Genomic DNA, 16645 nt, shown 5'->3' with positions numbered 1-16645 from the left:
TACCCGAGCGTCATTGCTGCGCAGTCAGGTTGTCGTGGTTGTCGGTCTGCGGCTTCCTCTCGCCGCCATGCACCGAAATCCCGTGAAGTTCCTTGTTGCGCGCGACGAGTTCGCCGGTCGGCGGGTACTGCGTCTTGCTCACCGGCACGACGCCGTCGTGCTGCGCCTGCTTCAGTTCATTGACGACCTGCGTGCGGGTCTTGCCCTGCGTTTGCGTCTGCGCGAATGCGGCCTGCGTGGCCATGCCGAGCGACAGCGTGGCGGAGACGAACAGTGCTGCGAGTTTTGCGGTTTTCATCGAGTGCTCTCCTTGATCGGGGCCGCCGGTTGGCGAACCGTGGACCCAGTATGCGAAAGCAGCCGTGCGTGATCGTGATCGCGAGATGAAAAATGCGTCAGATTGCGTGATGCGGAGATGCGTCGTTCGGATGCGACCGACATGACGCAAGTGTCATGTTCGCGTCATGGGTGCGATGAGCGGGAAGCGGAACATGAAGTCTGCCGATGGTCGACGTGGCCCACGGCATTCACGCCGTTCGCGACATCGGTATCGAAAGCGGGCGGCCTTGTTCAGACTTTCCTTCCGGACCGAAAAGTGCATCGTCCCGCCATTCGCCTAGCCTTGATCGCAGTCCTGATCGTACCGTTGTTCGCCGGCTGCGCATCGACACGTTCCGGCACCACGCCAACCGCGCAGACTGCACCGACCGCCGCAAAAAAGCCGGTGCCGACCGACCTCATGCCTGGCGAGCAGATCGACTATGCCGGGCATCGCTGCGGCAATCCGAACCTCTATGTGAAAACGCATAACTGCCTGTTTCCACAGCGCAATTCAACGCCCTGATCATCGGGGTGCAACCAAAAAAAAGCCCGGCACTCGACGTGTCCGGGCCTAACGCGTGACGTGCCGTGCGGCAGCGACCCGCTTGCGTGGTCTGGAACGGGGGCTGCCCGTCACGTCTTCGATCGTAGCGATACGACGCTTCGCGAACCTGATCGGAACATGAAATTTTCGTCACGTGGCGCGCGTATCGCCGCCGCGCTCAGAACCGGTGGCGCAACCCGAGATTGACGATGCCCTGCGTGCGCGTGCCGCCATAGCCATAGGAACCGATCGACGCCTGCGCCGTTTGCGTGCCGCCGTCGAGTGTGCGTTGCTCGCCGTTCGCGCGTTGCCATGCCCCGACCGCGTAGAGATCGGTGCGCTTCGACAGCACGTAATCGGCGCCGGCCGACACCTGATGGTAGGTCGCGCTCGTATCGCCGCGGGCGCGCGTGTAGCTGTAGCCGACGCCGACGAGCACGCTGGGCGTCGCCTGGTAGTTGAAGAAACCGCGCGCGGTGTCGTACTTCTGCGTGCTGCGAAACGCGGACATCGCATCGGCCTTGTACAGCGCATTGCTGTAGTCGATGCCGACCGCGAACGGCGCGAAGCTGTAGCGCAACGCGCCACGCGCGATGCCGATCGATTTTGCCGAGATGTAGCCGCCGTTGACCAGCGACCCGTCGAACGTGCCGTCGGAGGTGCCGTTCCAGCCGGTGCGGATGCCGTTGGCGAGCGACGAACGATTGGCCGCGTAGTAGTAGCCGCCAGCCACGTCGACCGGCCCGTTGCTGTACGACAGGCCGGCCGACCAGGTTTGCCCGGCGCCGCTCTTGCCGGCCACGCCGCCGAGTGCGTACATGCCGACGAACTGGAATCCGTTGATCATCGGCGAGGAGTATTTCACCGCGTTGTCGGTGCGCGACGACGTGTCGTAGTTGTCGACGTCGCCGGGTGTCGCGTAGACGCTGCCGAAGTAGAAGTCGCCGGTGACCGGCCATGCGACATCCGCGAGCGCGTCGTACTGGCGGCCGAGCGTCAGCGTGCCCCAGCGCGCGCTTTCCAGGCCGACGAATGCCTGCCGGCCGAACATCCGGTTGCCTTGCCCGAGCGCGCCGGTATTCGGATTGAAGCCGTTTTCCAGCGTGAAGATCGCCTTCAGCCCGCTGCCCAGATCTTCCGCGCCCTTCACGCCGAAGCGGTTGCCGAGCAGGTTGCCGTTGCCGAGGCCGACGAGATTCTTGCCTTCCGCGTTGGCGTTCCATACATAAGTCAGCGACGTATCGAACAGGCCGTATAGCGTGACTTCCGACGCATGTGCCGCGTGAGTGGCCGCGAGCAGCGCACCCGACATCATGGCGAGCCGAACTGGAGTTTTCATGGTGTGCCCCTGGAGTTCAAGATGATCGTTTTGTGCATCGCTCAATTTCGGTACCGCGTGCTTGGCCGGCGGGTGGGAAATATCGCGATCGCGTTGCCGATTCTGGAAAGCGGTTGAATCGTGAAGGTGAGGGACAAATGAGAAAAATGTCATCGCCGCGTCACGAGCGCAGAAACGCGTGAAGAATGTTCATTCGCAGTGCGATGCAGAAGATGTCTCGGTGGTGACGAAACCGTCATGCGGCAATCACGATTCCGCACCGCCGCCGGATCAAAGTGAAGGCTCCTGTCTCGGATCTACATCAAGGAGCAAACGACATGAACATTCCGCGACCGATGATCGTCGCCGCCGCTGCCGCACTGTCGATGGCGGCGCTCTCGCAAGCGATGGCCGCACCGCAGAAGACCCGGCAGGAAGTCCTTCAGGAACTGGTGCGGGCGCGCCACGACGGCGTGATCCCGAGCCCGAATCACGACTACCCGGCGAGCCCGGCCGCCGTCGCGCGCAACCAGGAAATCCATCGCGCGACGGTGCATCGCGGCGAGACGGCGCCGCTGGTCGATGCGCACGACAACCGGTTTGCGGTGCGTTGATCGTCATTCACGGCCGACCGGCGTAGTGCCCGCCGGCCGCACCCCACAAGAAGAGGAGCGTGCCATGCGCAATGTTGCGAAAGGAATCGTGCTCGCGGCGTGCCTGATGTCGACGGCCGCGATGGCGGCCGGCTGGCCGGAACGTGCGCTGTCGCACGCGTCGGCGCATGATGTCGGCCGGCGCACGAACGAACGGATGCGCTGCGAGTTCGCGGCCGTGCCGGCCGGCGAGTGGAGCGCGACGTTCACGCGCGGTCAATGCGAGGTCGACAACGGCCGGCTGACGTTCGTGGCGGCCGATGCCGGCGGCGGATCGACCGTCGCGGAGAGGCGGATCCTGCTCGGCGAAATCCGCAGCGCGTCGCATCAGTCGCGCAAGCTGAAGGAGCAGCTGCAACTGACGACACGCGACGAAGTGATCGCGCTGAACGTGCTGACCGACGACGGCAGCCGCAAGTCGCGCGAGCATGCGATCGACCTGTGGGCCGCGCTGCGCAACGAAGGTGTGACGCCCGTCAACGGCACGCGCATCGTCGAACCGTATCCGACGGGCGCGACGACGTGGTAGCCGGTGCGCGGCTGTGCGCGGCTTATCCGGCCTTCACCGATCCTTCGATCAGGAAGAACACGATGAAGCCGATGAAGAACGCGGCTGTCGCGAACGGTGTTTCGGGGACCTCGTGCGCTTCGACCAGCAGTTCTTCGGTGACGAGGTACAGCAGCGCGACGGTGCCTAGCCCGAGAAGCGCCGCGTAGAGATTGGCCGGAAGCCCGGCGAACGCCGCGTTACCGGCCACGGCGGCGATGCTCAATAGCGCCGCGAGCCCGACAGGTACGACGATCGACAGCAAGCGGCCGACGCCGGCGGCCGCGAGCGCCGCGCTGACCGACAGTGCGAGGAACAGCACCTCGAGCGTCAGCGCGACGGTCAGGATGATGCCGCTTTCGTCGCTCGCGGAGAACGCGATGCCGAGCACGAGGCCGTCGACGACGAGATCGATCGCGGTGACGATGATCAGGCTCACGGGCAGTTGCGCTGCCTCGAAGCGCGTCTCGATCGCGCCCGACAGCGCACGGATCGCGAGCATCAGCGCGATGCCGAGCACGAAGCCGACGACGACCGGAAACAGCGCATGCGCGCGGTCCTGCGGCAACAGCTCGAGTGCGGCGGCCGAGAACACGATGCCGCCGGTGAAATGCTGGATGACGCTCGACGTTTTCGGGCCGGGGGCGCGCCATGCCGCTGCGAGGGCCCCGAAGCAGGCCGCCAGCACGGGCGGTAACGTGAGCAGCGCAAGCTTCGCGGTCGGTGTCATGAGGCCTCTCGAACGGTTGGCGTACCGCAGCAGGGCCGGCGTCTGGCTACTCGGCTGCCTGATGCGGTTCGTACGCGCCGGGCGGGTGCCCCGGCTTCAACCGGGGATTGAACACCTTGAAGCCGCTTCAAGGTCAACCCATTCGATGCCGGGTGCACCGGCCAGCCGGAGCGCCCGTCCCGGTCAAAGCTGCGCGAGCGCCTGGTCGATATCCGCGAGCAGGTCGTCGATATGCTCGATGCCGATCGACAGCCGTACCGTTTCTTCCTTCACGCCGGCCTTCGCGAGTTCGGCCGGCGACAGTTGCCGGTGCGTCGTCGATGCCGGGTGCGTCGCGAGCGATTTCGTGTCGCCGATGTTGACGAGCCGCGTGAACAGTTTCAGCGCGTCCTGGAACTTCGCACCGCCGTCGCGACCGCCCTTCACGCCGAACGTCAGGATGCCCGGCGCGCGGCCCGACAGGTAACGCGCGACGAGCGCATGGTCGGGATGATCGGGCAGGCCCGCGTAGTTCACCCACTCGACGTTTTCGTGGCGTGCGAGATGCTGCGCGATCTTCAGCGCGTTGTCGGTGATCCGCTCGACGCGCAGCGCCAGTGTTTCGATCCCCTGCAGGATCTGGAACGCATTGAACGGCGAGATCGCCGCGCCCATGTTGCGCAGCGGCACCACGCGCGCGCGGCCGATATAGGCGGCCGGCCCGAACGCTTCCGTATAGACGACGCCGTGATAGCTGACGTCGGGCTGGTTCAGCCGCTTGAAGCGGTCCGCATGCTCGGCCCACGGGAATTTGCCCGAATCGACGATCGCGCCGCCGAGGCTCGTGCCGTGCCCGCCGAGATACTTCGTCAGCGAGTGGACGACGATATCCGCGCCGTGCTCGAACGGGCGCAGCAGGTACGGCGACGGCACCGTGTTGTCGACGATCAGCGGGATCCCGTGGCGATGCGCGACTTCCGCGAGCGCGGCGATGTCGGTGACGTTGCCGAGCGGGTTGCCGACCGATTCCGCGAAGATCGCCTTCGTGCGCGCGTCGATCAGCGGTTCGAACGACGCGGGGTCGCGCGGATCGGCGAAGCGCGTGGTGATCCCGTATTGCGGCAGCGTATGCGCGAACAGGTTGTAGGTGCCGCCGTACAGCGAACTCGCGGACACGATGTTGTCGCCGGCTTCCGCGATCGTCTGGATCGCATACGTGACGGCCGATTGCCCCGAGGCGAGCGCGAGCGCGCCGATGCCGCCTTCGAGTGCGGCGATCCGCTGCTCGAGCACGTCCGTCGTCGGATTCATGATCCGCGTGTAGATGTTGCCCTGCACCTTCAGGTCGAACAGGTCGGCGCCGTGCTGCGTGTCGTCGAATGCGTACGCAACGGTCTGGTAGATCGGTACGGCGACCGCGCGCGTGGTCGGGTCGGGACGATAACCGCCGTGCACGGCGATGGTTTCGAGACGCCAGTTCGAAGAGGCCTGATCGGTCATGGGTGCTCCGTGTGTTGTTGTGGTGGTCGAGCGATTATAGGAGCACGCGCGCGACGGCTCTTAGAACGAATGGTTTGTTGCTTATGGCCGGGTGCCGCATAAAATGCCTGTTCCGCAAACAAGGGGTGCGCGATGAATCAGGATCATTGGAACCAGGTGGATGCGTATTTCTCCGCGACGCTCGTGCCGTCCGACGACGCGCTCGACGCCGCGCTGGCGGCGAGCGACGCGGCCGGGCTGCCCGCGATCAACGTCGCGCCGAACCAGGGCAAGCTGCTGCAAGTGCTCGCGACGATCCGCGGCGCGCGCCGGATCCTCGAAGTCGGCACGCTTGGCGGCTACAGCACGATCTGGCTCGCGCGCGCATTGCCGCCGGGCGGCACGCTCGTGACGCTCGAACTGAATCCCGAACACGCGAAGGTCGCGACGCAGAACATCGCGCGTGCCGGGTTCGCGGAGGCCGTGACGGTGGTGGTGGGTAGCGCGAAGGACAGCCTCGCGCGGCTCGTCGACGCGGGTGGCGCGCCGTTCGATTTCATCTTCATCGATGCCGACAAGGACAACAACCCGGTCTATCTCGACGCGGCGCTGAAGCTGTCGCGGCCCGGCACGGTGATCGTCGTCGACAACGTCGTGCGCGCCGGGCGCGTGGCCGATCCGGACAATCGCGAGCCCGACGTGGCCGGCGTGCGCGACGGGTTCGCGCGTCTCGTGGCCGCCCCGAACGTCACGACCACGGCCGTGCAGACGGTCGGGCAGAAGGGCTGGGACGGGTTCTCGATCTCGATCGTCGGCGCGTAACGGGGTGCGTCAGCGCGGGCTGGCTGGCGCGTCGGCCCGTCGATACAGGCGTGGCCACTGATCGTCGGACAGGCCGTTGCAGGTGCCGTGCGTGGCGATATCGCTGAGCATGAAGTGCCGGCCGTCGAAGATCCACGTGGCGGTCGAGCCGCAATCGCCGGCACTGCGCAGCTTGACCTTGCTCGACAGCATCGCGCCGATCGTGGCGTAGCCGGCGTCGGTCAGTTCGTTCGCGAATGACGCCGAATCGAGCCCCGCATTCGCGTTCTCGCCGAAATTCATCGCCGTCGGCGTGAACGGTGCCGTCCGTCGCACGCGATACCACAGGTCGGTGTGGTTATACAGGCTGCTGGTCTGGCACGGAATCGAGACGAGCGCCTCGTCGGCGGAGATCGCATAGGCGAACGACGCCTTCCTGCGATCGCTGGCGGACATTTCGTCTTCGACATCGGCCGCACATTGCTTCACGTCGCCGCCGAATTTCGCGAGCACCGCGTCGACGAGCGGGCCCTGCTCGGCGGCCGACACGGCGCCGCCCGGCAGCGGCGCCGGCACGACGGCGGGCGGTAGTGCCGGTGCGGCCGGCACCGACGACGCGGGCCGGGTGCCGGGGTGCAGCAGCGCCGTGACCGTGCCGACGCGGCCCTGCGTGTCGTCGATCAGCAGCAGCGCGGCGCTCAATCCCGACAACGGCGTGCGGGCGGGTTGGGCCGACGCGGGATCGCCGAAGCTCAGCAGTTGCCCGTTGCGCGATGCGGCGAGCCAGGCGGCAACCGTTGCCGGATCGCTGGTCCGGATCCGGACACGCGTCCAGAACGAGGGCGCGTCGTCGTTCTTGTCGCCGGACGGCTGCCATTGTGCGGGCGCCGCATCGAACGGCCGGCCGTCGACGCGTGCGGTGCGCAGGTCCAGCGGCACCGTCGCGTAGAGGTCGAGCGAGGCTTGTGCGTCCGGGCCGGCATCGCGCGTCACGCGCAGGATGACGCGCGTGCGTGCGTCGTCGATATCGTCCGTGTGGCTTTCGGCAATGCAACGGTTGCTGTTGTCGCAGACGACCGACCAGTTCTTGAAGTTGCGCTCGACCGGCGGCCGCGCGAGCGGGCGAGCCTGGGCAACGATCGGGGAAACGGCGAGGAGGGCGGCGATGGCGAGCGAAAGGCGGTGCGACATGACGGTTCGGATCGGCTGTGGATGGGCGGGCGGAAGACGTCGGACTGCAAGCGCATCGTCAGCAAGCGGGGCAGGTCGAGGGCTGCAGCGCATGCGGCGGCGCGCGTGACCGAACGGCATCGAGTATACCGCCGCCATGCGTGGCGATCGCGACGACGACGCGTAGTGTGCAGGCACGGACATTGCTGCCCGGTATGGGTCGGACAAGTGAGGGTGCAAAAAAACGGTGCGATCCCCGCAGGCATCGCACCGTTCGCTTTTCATCGACCGTCGACCACGTCGCGCAAGAACGCGTCGAGCATCGCCACGTCGCCCCATGGCCGCTTGTATTCGCGATCGTGTTCGGCATCGGCGAGCATCGTCTCGACGAGCGCGTGGATTGCCGGCCGGCGCGGCCCGTATTCGCTTTCGTTCGCGCTCATCTTCAGCGCGAGCAACGCGTCGAGCTCCGCGCGCACCGCCGGCTCATGCACGGTGCCGTCGACGAGATCCACGAAGCGCATCGGCGGCATCCCGAGCCCCGAGTCGATCCAGCGTACCGCGAGCAGCGGCCGCAGCACGTACAGGTACTTCTTGTAACGCACCGTGTCGCCTTGCAGATAGCCGCGAAAGTTCTTCTTCGCCATCGCGAGGTAGTGATGACGGCCGCGCACCGGCGAGAAGAACGCCGACGCCAGCGACCTGAGCCGCGGCGCCCAGCGCGCGTCTTCGCGATACACGACGGGCGAGTCGAGCCATTCGAGCAGCGTCGGGTTCGAGCGGCGCAGCAGTTGCAGCGCCTTGCGCAGTTCCCAGCCGCTGACGTCGAGCTCGTCGTCGAGCGGCCGCTCGATCACGTCGCGTTGCGGTTCGACGCTCAGGTACCAGTCGCGTCGGTGCGCATACACGAAGCGCACGTCGTAATCGCTGTCGGGCGATGCGAAGCCCCAGCCGCGGCTGCCCGATTCGCACGCGAACAGCACGCTCACGTCGTGGCGTCGCTCGACTTCCGCGAGCTCCGCCATCACGCGCGCTCGCACGGCCGGGTCGACCGGATGCGCGCTGCGCACGGTCGTCAATTTTTCCGTTTTCATTATTGTTGTTTCCCTTTCGTTGTGCGCGGCCGCCGGCCATCGGCCGCGCACCGCGCTATCCTTTCACGCACACCACCTGGCGCAGCGTGTGCACCACTTCGACGAGGCTGCGCTGGGCCGCCATCACCGCGTCGATGTCCTTGTAGGCCATCGGGATTTCGTCGACGACGCCCGCGTCCTTCCGGCATTCGACGCCCTGGGTTGCCTTGACCTGGTCGTCGACCGTGAAGCGGCGCTTCGCTTCGGTACGGCTCATCGTCCGGCCTGCACCGTGGCTGCACGAGCAGAAGCTGTCCGGGTTGCCGAGCCCGCGCACGATGAAGCTCTTCGCGCCCATCGAGCCCGGAATGATCCCGAGCTGCCCCTTCTGCGCGGACACCGCGCCCTTGCGCGTCACGAGCACGTCTTCGCCGAAGTGGCGTTCGCGCTGCACATAGTTGTGGTGGCAGTTCACCGCGTGTTCGTCGACCGAGAACGGCTTCGCGATCACGCCGCGCGCCGCGCCGATCACCGCATCCATCATGGCCTGCCGGTTGCGGCGCGCGTAGTCCTGCGCCCAGCCGACCGCTTCGACGTAATCGTCGAAGTGTCGGCTGCCCTCGGTGAAATACGCGAGGTTGCGATCCGGCAGGTTCGCGATGTGCTGCCGCATGTCCGCCTGCGCGAGTTCGATGAACAGGCTGCCGATCGCGTTGCCGACGCCGCGCGAGCCGCTGTGCAGCATGAACCACACGTGGTCCGCTTCATCGACGCACACTTCGATGAAGTGGTTGCCGGTGCCGAGCGTGCCGAGATGCGCGTAGTGGTTCGTCTTTTCCAGCTTCGGATACTTGTCGACGATCCGCTGGAAGCCCGGTTGCAGCGACTTCCACGATTCGGTCACGGCGGCCGGCGTGCGGTCGCCCCATGCGCCCGGATCGCGGCGGCCCGGCGCGCGGCCGTGCGGCACCGCGCGTTCGATCGCACTGCGCAGGCCCGCGAGCGAATCCGGCAGGTCGGACGCCGTCAGCGTCGTGCGCGCGGCCATCATCCCGCAGCCGATGTCGACGCCGACCGCGGCCGGAATGATCGCGCCCTTCGTCGGGATCACGCTGCCGATCGTCGAGCCCTTGCCGAGGTGGACGTCCGGCATCACCGCGACGTGGCTGAAGATGAACGGCATCTGCGCGGTGTTGCGCAGTTGCGCGCGCGCTTCGTCTTCGACGGCGACGCCTTGCGTCCACATCTTCACCGGCTTGCCGTTGGCCAGTTCCATTACCTGGTAATCCATGTCAGTCATTTGCTTCACCTGATTCATTCGTTCGTCTGGCGCGGCACACGTGTGCCGCGCCGTTTGATGCATTACGCACCCTTGATGCTGACGAGTCCGTTCAGCACCTGGTCGAGACCGCCGAACACCGAGATGCGGTCGATCCGTTCCGCGACGCGCTCGAGCGTTTCCAGCTCCTTGAGCCGCAGCGCGGTCGGGTTTTCTTCCATCACCTTCGCGGTGTTCAGCAGCGAACGCGTGGCCGCGGTTTCCTCGCGGCGGCGAATCACGTTCGCCTGCGCGGACTTTTCCGCTTCGACCACCTGCGCAAGAATCGTCTTCATGTCGCCCGGCAGCACGATATCCTTCACGCCGACGCTGCGCACCTCCACGCCCGAATGGCCGAGGCGATCACGCACCTGGGCGATCACGACGTCGTCGATCGACTGCTTGTCCTCCAGCAGCTCGTCGAGCGAACGCGTGCCGACCGCCGATCGCAGTGCGAACTGCAGCTCGCGATACAGGTGTTCGACCGGCTTCTGCAGCTGGCCGAACGCGTGCAGCACGTCCGCATAGCACCACGTCGCCGACAGGTTCAGCCGCAGCGCGACCTTGTCGCGCGTCAGGATTTCCTGTCCGCCGACTTCGATCGCCTGCAAACGCAGGTCGACGAGTTCGACCGTGACGTCACGGTTGAAGCGCCAGAACGCCGAAGTACCCGCGTCCAGCAACCGCTCGATCTTGCCGTCGATCTTCAGCACGCCGACGTGGTACGCCGGCACCTGCGCCAGCAGCACGCCCGTCAGGCCCGCCACACCGCGCGCCCGCAGTGCCGGTTGCGCGATGCGCTTCACGAGCGCGGCCGGCAGCATGCTGTCCTGCGCGAGATCGACGCGTTCGAGTCGGTGCGTGGCCAGGCCGCGCCAGTACAGCCGGCGCGTGCCCGGCGCCAGGATCTCGACGAGCACGTCGTCTTCGTAGCGCAGGCCGGCTTCATCGTCGGCGAGATCCATCGCGACGAAGTGCCGGGCGAGCACGTCCGGTGCGTCGTGACGCAGGTAATTGGCCAGTGCCGTGTCGGCGAGCGGCGCGTCGAGACGCGCGGTCTGCACCGACAGGCGCTTGAACGGATCGAAGGCCTTGAACACGCCCGGTTCCAGCACCTTCACGAAATCGCCCTCATTCATCAGCAGCGCGCGTTCGTTCTTTTTCACGACATGTCGCATCCACATATTCTTGTCCTTTTCTTCAATGACCGCCGGGTGACACGCATCGTGCGGATCGCGGGGCGACGCAACCGGGCGGGCGGCGCGCTGGCCCGGCGTCGAAGGGCACGGCGACACATCCTGCATCGCGTCGTCGTGCGCCTTCGCGCGGGCCGTGCGGCCGTCCGGCCGATCGCGCGGAACCGCAACCGGTCCGACGCGCGGCGGGCCTTGCGGCCCGCACCGGCGGGTACTGCTTCTATCAACAGACTGTCGTTACGGACAGTGTTCGAGCGGGATTCGAACCCGCCACCGGCCGGCTTTCGCCGGCTGCTCCACCTGGCTGAGCTTCCGAACAATGGGCGCCCCGGGATTCGAACCCGGACGAAGCATCCTGGCGCGCGCCCGTTTGCCTTCATCTGTCCATGGCGGCATGCGCTGCCGCAACGAACCAAGTTCGGCGGCGGCGCACCAGCAGGGCTTGTTGAACCCTGGCTCGCGGGCCAGCGGGACATCCGGCGCTTTCTATTTAGCGAGGAGCGTGCCAGTGGGCGCGTTTGGGCTTCGAATATTTTTTAAGCAATTGAAAATAAAGGGAATTTATTTTTTCGGTGGGCTGGGTGTCGATGCTTCCCGCATCGCGTTATCGAGAAAATCCGATACAATCAGATCGCTTCTTATCCCATGAGATAAACATGCGAAAGACTGTTGCCATCGGTTTTCTCGGCACCGTGCTCGATCAGGGCGGCCGCGCGCCGCGCCGTTACCGCAAATGGCGGCCGACGATTTCGCTGTGCGAGCAGCCCGAGCTGCCGATCGACCGGCTCGAACTGCTGCATTCGCTGGACTACACGCGTCTCGCCGACCAGGTGCGGGACGATCTCGCGCGACTGTCGCCGCAGACCGACGTGCGGCTCACGCCGGTCACGCTCCACGATCCCTGGGATTTCGAAGAGGTTTATGCGACGTTGCACGACTACGCGCGTGCGTATCCGTTCGACCTCGAACGCGAGGATTACCTGATCCACATCACGACCGGCACGCACGTCGCGCAGATCTGCTGGTTCCTGCTGGCGGAAGCGCGTTACCTGCCCGCGCGACTCGTGCAGACGGGGCCGCCGAAGCAGACCGACGAGGGACCGAGCGGGCCGGGCACGATATCGGTGATCGATCTCGACCTGTCGCGCTACAACCGGATCGCGCAGCGCTTCACGCGCGAGCGGGACGAAACGGTGTCGTTCCTGAAGGCCGGCATTGCGACCCGCAACGCGCGCTTCAATGCACTGATCGAGCAACTGGAGCGCGTGGCCGTGCGTTCGCGCGCGCCGATGCTGCTGGTCGGGCCGACGGGCGCCGGCAAGTCGTTTCTCGCGAAACGCGTGTACGAGCTGAAGCGCGGCCGCCATCGGCTCGCGGGGCCGTTCATCGAGATCAACTGCGCGACGCTGCGCGGCGACGCGGCGATGTCGACGCTGTTCGGTCACGTGAAGGGCGCGTTCACGGGCGCGCAGACGGCGCGGGCCGGGCTGCTGCGCGCGGCGGACGGCGGCCTGCTGTTTCTCGACGAGATCGGCGAACTCGGGCTCGACGAACAGGCGATGCTGCTGAAGGCGATCGAGGAAAAGCGCTTCCTGCCGGTCGGCGCGGACGTCGAGGCGACCAGCGATTTCGAGCTGATCGCGGGCACGCACCGCGACCTGCGGCAGATGGTGGCCGCCGGCTCGTTCCGCGAGGATCTCTATGCGCGGATCAACCTGTGGACATACGAATTGCCGGGGCTGGCCGAGCGCCGTGAGGACATCGAACCGAACCTCGAATTCGAACTCGACCGTTTCGGCCGCGAGCAGGGCGAGCAGGTACGGTTCAACGTCGAGGCGAAGCGGCGCTATCTCGCGTTCGCCGCGTCGCCGCGCGCGGCGTGGGCCGGCAACTTCCGCGAGCTGTCGGCATCGGTCACGCGGATGGCGACGCTGGCCGATGCGGGGCGGATCACCGAGGCGCTCGCGGAACAGGAAGTCGAACGGCTGACGCGCACGTGGTCGTCGCCGGGCGGCGCGGGTGCGTCCGATGCCTGCGTCGACGCGGTGTTCGGCGCGCGTGCGGCGGAACTCGACCTGTTCGACCGCGCGCAGCTCGAACGCGTGCTCGACGTGTGCCGCGTGTCGGCCAGCCTGTCGGAAGCCGGGCGCACGCTGTTCGCGGTATCGCGGCAGAGCAAGAAGCAGCCGAACGATGCGGACCGGCTGCGCAAGTATCTCGCGCGGTTCGGGCTGGAGTGGGAAGGCGTGCGGAAGGCGCTCGACGGGGTGCGGTGAAGGGCCGGTAGGGGTGATGCCTCAACGGCGGCGGGCGTTCACGTGTGCCGTATCGTGTGCGAAAACTTCAGGAGCGTTGTGTTGATCGAGATTCCTTCGACTGTCAGGCCGCTATTCGTCGCGGCCGGTTGGCGCGGCGATGCAGAGGGCCGCGTGTCGTCGCACGATGGCGACCATCCGGGCGATACGATCCTGCGCGCGTTCGACGGGTTGATCGTGGGAACGGATCGCGCCGATCGCCGCGGGGAAACCTGCGCGCGGATGGGGCTCGCGTTTCATCCGCTGGCGCACCGGGATCGCCAGATTGCCGCGTGGGAACAGGCGCTCGGGACGACGATGATCGGCGTCGCCGAGGACGATCTCGGGTACGTCGAGTTTTATGTCGATGCGCACGGGCGTGTGTTCGCGACGAACTGCGTGGTCGACGGCGTGTATCTGTGCGGATTCACGTTCGGCGAAGCGGTCGAGCGGACGTTGTGCGGGCGGGTCGCGATTCCGCTATTGCTCGACGAACGCGCGACGATCGCCTATTACGGCGGGGATCTGACGAGTGACGATCCCCGCGTGATGACGGCCGCGCAGCTCCTTGCCGGGCGCGACGGTTAGCGGCCGCGCCGTGATGCGGTGGCTCGTCCGGCCGTCCTTCAGCCGGCCGCGGCTGCCTGCCGGAACGGCGCGAGGAACGCCCATTCCGGTTGCATCGCCGCGACATCCGCGAGCCCGTGCGCGAACGCGTGCGCCGGCAGCCACGGATACCCGAGCGCCGCGTGCAGCGCATCGAGTTTCGCCGACTGCGGATCGTCGATCGTATCCATTCGTGCGATATGAATATGCAGCGCGGCAATCCGCGTGGCATGTTCGCTTTCGCCGTTGCCCGCGAACTGCCAGCGGTACGTGCCATGCCCGATCCGCAACGCGCCGTTGTCCTTCTGCCGCATCACGACGAGCCACGACATCCCGCTGACGCCGTGTGAGTCGATTTCGGGTTCCGTGCAAACGTAATACGTCCGGCAGCGCTCGAACCGCTCGCCGAATTCCTCCACCAGCGTGCGTGCAATCGCGGCCGCGCCGGTCACGCGCGGCGGAAAATCGATATCGTCGTTCGCGAGCGAAAAGCTCAGCTCGGCATCGGCCGCGAAGCAGTCGGCGATCAGCGCGGGCCGGTTCAGGTCCTTTGCGCGCAGATAGCATTCGAGCAGCGCGCGAACCGTTGCGGGATGAAGCGGGAAGGGCATGGACGAGCCTCCTGTATCGGGAAATCGGGCCGCATGCGCCGGCCGGCCTTGGCCGGGAGCGGATGTGCCTTTGCCGTATAATTTCGTTTCAAAGCTAAATTCGCATGACCGTACGGAGCGTCGAAGTCATGGCCAAGCAGCAAGAGGAGTCCGTTCTGACCATTACCAACCCGGCCTGCCTGATCGACGGCACGGACACGGAATTTCGCCATCTGATCAACGGGCTGCTGCCGTTCGCGGCCCGCCTGCTGTCGGTGCGCGACGGCTTCGGTTCGCTGATGGGCCTCACCGGCATCCAGTATTCGTTGCTCGTATCGGTCGCGCATCTGTCGCACGACGACGTCGTGACCGTCAACCGCCTCGCCGATCACCTGCACCTGAGCGGCGCCTTCGTCACGATCGAGACCGGCAAGCTGAAGAAGCTCGGCCTGATCGATAAACGTTCGGATCCCGACGACAAGCGCAAGATGCGGCTCACGGTCACGCCGGCCGGCTCGAAGCTGCTGAAGGCCCTCGCCGATACGCAGCAGCGCATCAACAACGTGCTGTTCGAAGGCGTGACGAAGACCGAATTCAAGGCACTCTGCTCGGTGATCGACCGCCTCGTCACCAACGGCGACCGCGCGACGCTCGATCTCGCACACCTGATCGCGCGCCAGGAAAAAGGCTGACGCGCGCGAGCCGCAGGCCGGCCCGCGATCGCCGGGCGGCCTGACGCATCGGCCATGCTCAGTGCGCGGCCCACTCGATCGTATTGAGGTCGACCCCTTCGAGATGCATGTCCCACAGCGGGCTCAGCGCACGCAGCTTGCCGACCGTGTCGCGCACCTGCGCGATCACGCTGTCCACTTCGGCTTCGGTCGTGAAGCGGCCGAGCGTGAAGCGGATCGAGCTGTGCGCGAGCTCGTCGCTGCGGCCCAGCGCGCGCAGCACGTATGACGGTTCCAGCGACGCCGACGTGCATGCGGAGCCTGACGATACCGCGACACCCTTGATTCCCATGATCAGCGATTCGCCTTCGACGAAATTGAAGCTGACGTTCAGGTTGTGCGGAATCCGGCGAGCGAGATCGCCGTTCACGTAAACCTCGTCGAGCGTCGACAGGCCCGCCAGCAACCGGTCGCGCAATGCGCCGACGCGGCGGCTTTCTTCCCCCATCTCTTTCTTCGCGAGCCGGAACGCCTCGCCCATCCCGACAATCTGGTGCGTCGGCAGCGTGCCTGAGCGCATCCCGCGCTCATGGCCGCCGCCGTGCATCTGCGCCTCGATCCGCACGCGCGGCTTGCGGCGCACGTACAGCGCGCCGATGCCCTTCGGGCCGTAGACCTTGTGCGCGGTCACCGTCAGCAGGTCGACGTTCAACGCATTCACGTCGACCGGAATCTTGCCGGCCGCCTGCACGGCATCGCAGTGGAACACGATGCCGCGCGCGCGGCACAGCGCGCCGATTTCGGCGACGGGCTGGATCACGCCCGTTTCATTGTTCGCGAGCATCACCGACACCAGGATCGTGTCGGCGCGCAGCGCCCGCTGCACCGTATCGAGATCGAGCAGGCCGTCTTCCCGTACGTCGAGATACGTGACGTCGAAGCCCTGGCGTTCGAGTTCGCGGCACGTATCGAGCACGGCCTTGTGCTCGGTCTTCACCGTGACGAGGTGCTTGCCCTTGCCCTGGTAGAAGTGCGCGGCGCCCTTGATCGCGAGGTTGTTGCCTTCGGTCGCGCCGGAGGTCCACACGATTTCGCGCGGATCGGCGCCGAGCAGTGCCGCGACGTGCGCGCGCGCTTCCTCGACGGCCTGCTCGGCATCCCAGCCGTAGCTGTGGCTGCGTGAAGCCGGATTGCCGAACTGCTCGTGCAGGAACGGCACCATTTTGTCGACCACGCGCGGATCGACGGGCGTCGTCGCGCTGTAGTCCATGTAGATCGGACGGGATTGCATCGAAGCGGCTCCGGAAAGCGGTGTCTCCCGCGGGGCATGAAAGCCCCGCGGCACAGGGTAGCCG

17 protein-coding genes and 1 tRNA gene are annotated in these 16645 nt (G+C 66.3%); 7 read left to right on the top strand and 11 right to left on the bottom strand.

From position 1 onward, the window contains the following. Positions 1-10: 10 nt before the first annotated feature. A complete protein-coding gene (locus ACN8ZM_RS27005) occupies positions 11-298 on the bottom strand; it encodes a DUF4148 domain-containing protein (protein WP_420211243.1) in 288 nt (95 codons plus the stop codon). A gap of 141 nt (positions 299-439) precedes the next feature. Between ACN8ZM_RS27005 and ACN8ZM_RS27000 the strand changes: the two genes are divergently transcribed. Further along, complete coding sequence (locus tag ACN8ZM_RS27000) at positions 440-844, top strand: hypothetical protein (protein ID WP_420211242.1); 405 nt, start codon at positions 440-442, stop codon at positions 842-844. A gap of 199 nt (positions 845-1043) precedes the next feature. Here the strand turns inward: ACN8ZM_RS27000 and ACN8ZM_RS26995 are convergent, their stop codons facing one another. Next, entirely contained in the window at positions 1044-2204 is a 1161-nt protein-coding gene (locus tag ACN8ZM_RS26995) for a porin (protein ID WP_420211241.1), read from the bottom strand. A 317-nt stretch (positions 2205-2521) separates the two neighbouring features. Here ACN8ZM_RS26995 and ACN8ZM_RS26990 point away from each other — a divergent pair, with 317 nt between their 5' ends. Together ACN8ZM_RS26990 and ACN8ZM_RS26985 are read left to right on the top strand one after the other, a co-directional pair. Continuing rightward, a complete protein-coding gene (locus tag ACN8ZM_RS26990) occupies positions 2522-2797 on the top strand; it encodes a DUF4148 domain-containing protein (protein ID WP_420211240.1) in 276 nt (91 codons plus the stop codon). A 64-nt stretch (positions 2798-2861) separates the two neighbouring features. Further along, positions 2862-3365 carry a hypothetical protein gene (locus ACN8ZM_RS26985; protein WP_420211239.1) on the top strand — a complete coding sequence of 168 codons (504 nt, stop codon included), beginning with the start codon at positions 2862-2864 and terminating at the stop codon, positions 3363-3365. 22 nt (positions 3366-3387) lie between these two features. Here ACN8ZM_RS26985 and ACN8ZM_RS26980 read toward each other — a convergent pair whose 3' ends face one another. Continuing rightward, on the bottom strand, positions 3388-4113 hold the full coding sequence (locus ACN8ZM_RS26980) for a ZIP family metal transporter (protein ID WP_420211238.1): 726 nt from the start codon (positions 4111-4113) through the stop codon (positions 3388-3390). 183 nt (positions 4114-4296) lie between these two features. Continuing rightward, a complete protein-coding gene (locus ACN8ZM_RS26975; RefSeq protein WP_420211237.1) occupies positions 4297-5592 on the bottom strand; it encodes an O-acetylhomoserine aminocarboxypropyltransferase/cysteine synthase family protein in 1296 nt (431 codons plus the stop codon). 132 nt (positions 5593-5724) lie between these two features. Here ACN8ZM_RS26975 and ACN8ZM_RS26970 point away from each other — a divergent pair, with 132 nt between their 5' ends. Next, the gene (locus tag ACN8ZM_RS26970; RefSeq protein WP_420211236.1) at positions 5725-6393 is read left to right on the top strand and encodes an O-methyltransferase; all 669 of its coding nucleotides are present in this window, start codon (positions 5725-5727) and stop codon (positions 6391-6393) included. 9 nt (positions 6394-6402) lie between these two features. Here the strand turns inward: ACN8ZM_RS26970 and ACN8ZM_RS26965 are convergent, their stop codons facing one another. From ACN8ZM_RS26965 to ACN8ZM_RS26945, 5 genes are all read right to left on the bottom strand, one after another. Further along, complete coding sequence (locus ACN8ZM_RS26965) at positions 6403-7563, bottom strand: DUF1176 domain-containing protein (protein WP_420211235.1); 1161 nt, start codon at positions 7561-7563, stop codon at positions 6403-6405. 260 nt (positions 7564-7823) lie between these two features. Further along, the gene (locus ACN8ZM_RS26960; protein WP_174916075.1) at positions 7824-8636 is read right to left on the bottom strand and encodes a nucleotidyltransferase domain-containing protein; all 813 of its coding nucleotides are present in this window, start codon (positions 8634-8636) and stop codon (positions 7824-7826) included. 55 nt (positions 8637-8691) lie between these two features. Further along, positions 8692-9915: an RtcB family protein gene (locus ACN8ZM_RS26955; protein ID WP_043179171.1), complete on the bottom strand. Its 1224-nt coding sequence runs from the start codon at positions 9913-9915 to the stop codon at positions 8692-8694. Between the two features lie 62 nt (positions 9916-9977). Further along, positions 9978-11117 (bottom strand): slipin family protein, encoded by a 1140-nt coding sequence (locus ACN8ZM_RS26950; RefSeq protein ID WP_089453576.1) that lies wholly within the window; start codon positions 11115-11117, stop codon positions 9978-9980. Between the two features lie 258 nt (positions 11118-11375). Then, positions 11376-11448, bottom strand: a tRNA-Phe gene (locus ACN8ZM_RS26945). A gap of 337 nt (positions 11449-11785) precedes the next feature. Between ACN8ZM_RS26945 and rtcR the strand changes: the two genes are divergently transcribed. Together rtcR and ACN8ZM_RS26935 are read left to right on the top strand one after the other, a co-directional pair. Then, a complete protein-coding gene (rtcR, locus tag ACN8ZM_RS26940; RefSeq protein WP_420211234.1) occupies positions 11786-13405 on the top strand; it encodes an RNA repair transcriptional activator RtcR in 1620 nt (539 codons plus the stop codon). Positions 13406-13483: 78 nt separating this feature from the next. After that, positions 13484-14011: an SUKH-3 domain-containing protein gene (locus tag ACN8ZM_RS26935; RefSeq protein ID WP_420211233.1), complete on the top strand. Its 528-nt coding sequence runs from the start codon at positions 13484-13486 to the stop codon at positions 14009-14011. Between the two features lie 38 nt (positions 14012-14049). Here the strand turns inward: ACN8ZM_RS26935 and ACN8ZM_RS26930 are convergent, their stop codons facing one another. Then, a complete protein-coding gene (locus tag ACN8ZM_RS26930) occupies positions 14050-14640 on the bottom strand; it encodes a nuclear transport factor 2 family protein (RefSeq protein WP_420211232.1) in 591 nt (196 codons plus the stop codon). 128 nt (positions 14641-14768) lie between these two features. Here ACN8ZM_RS26930 and ACN8ZM_RS26925 point away from each other — a divergent pair, with 128 nt between their 5' ends. Next, the gene (locus ACN8ZM_RS26925) at positions 14769-15311 is read left to right on the top strand and encodes a MarR family winged helix-turn-helix transcriptional regulator (RefSeq protein WP_043178107.1); all 543 of its coding nucleotides are present in this window, start codon (positions 14769-14771) and stop codon (positions 15309-15311) included. 58 nt (positions 15312-15369) lie between these two features. Here ACN8ZM_RS26925 and ACN8ZM_RS26920 read toward each other — a convergent pair whose 3' ends face one another. Beyond that, entirely contained in the window at positions 15370-16581 is a 1212-nt protein-coding gene (locus ACN8ZM_RS26920; protein ID WP_420211231.1) for an IscS subfamily cysteine desulfurase, read from the bottom strand. Positions 16582-16645: the final 64 nt, after the last annotated feature.

The organism is Burkholderia aenigmatica (genome assembly GCF_048627025.1).
GTDB lineage: Bacteria > Pseudomonadota > Gammaproteobacteria > Burkholderiales > Burkholderiaceae > Burkholderia > Burkholderia aenigmatica.
Note: the sequence above shows the minus strand (reverse complement) of the source record. Positions and strands in the feature narration are given on the sequence as shown.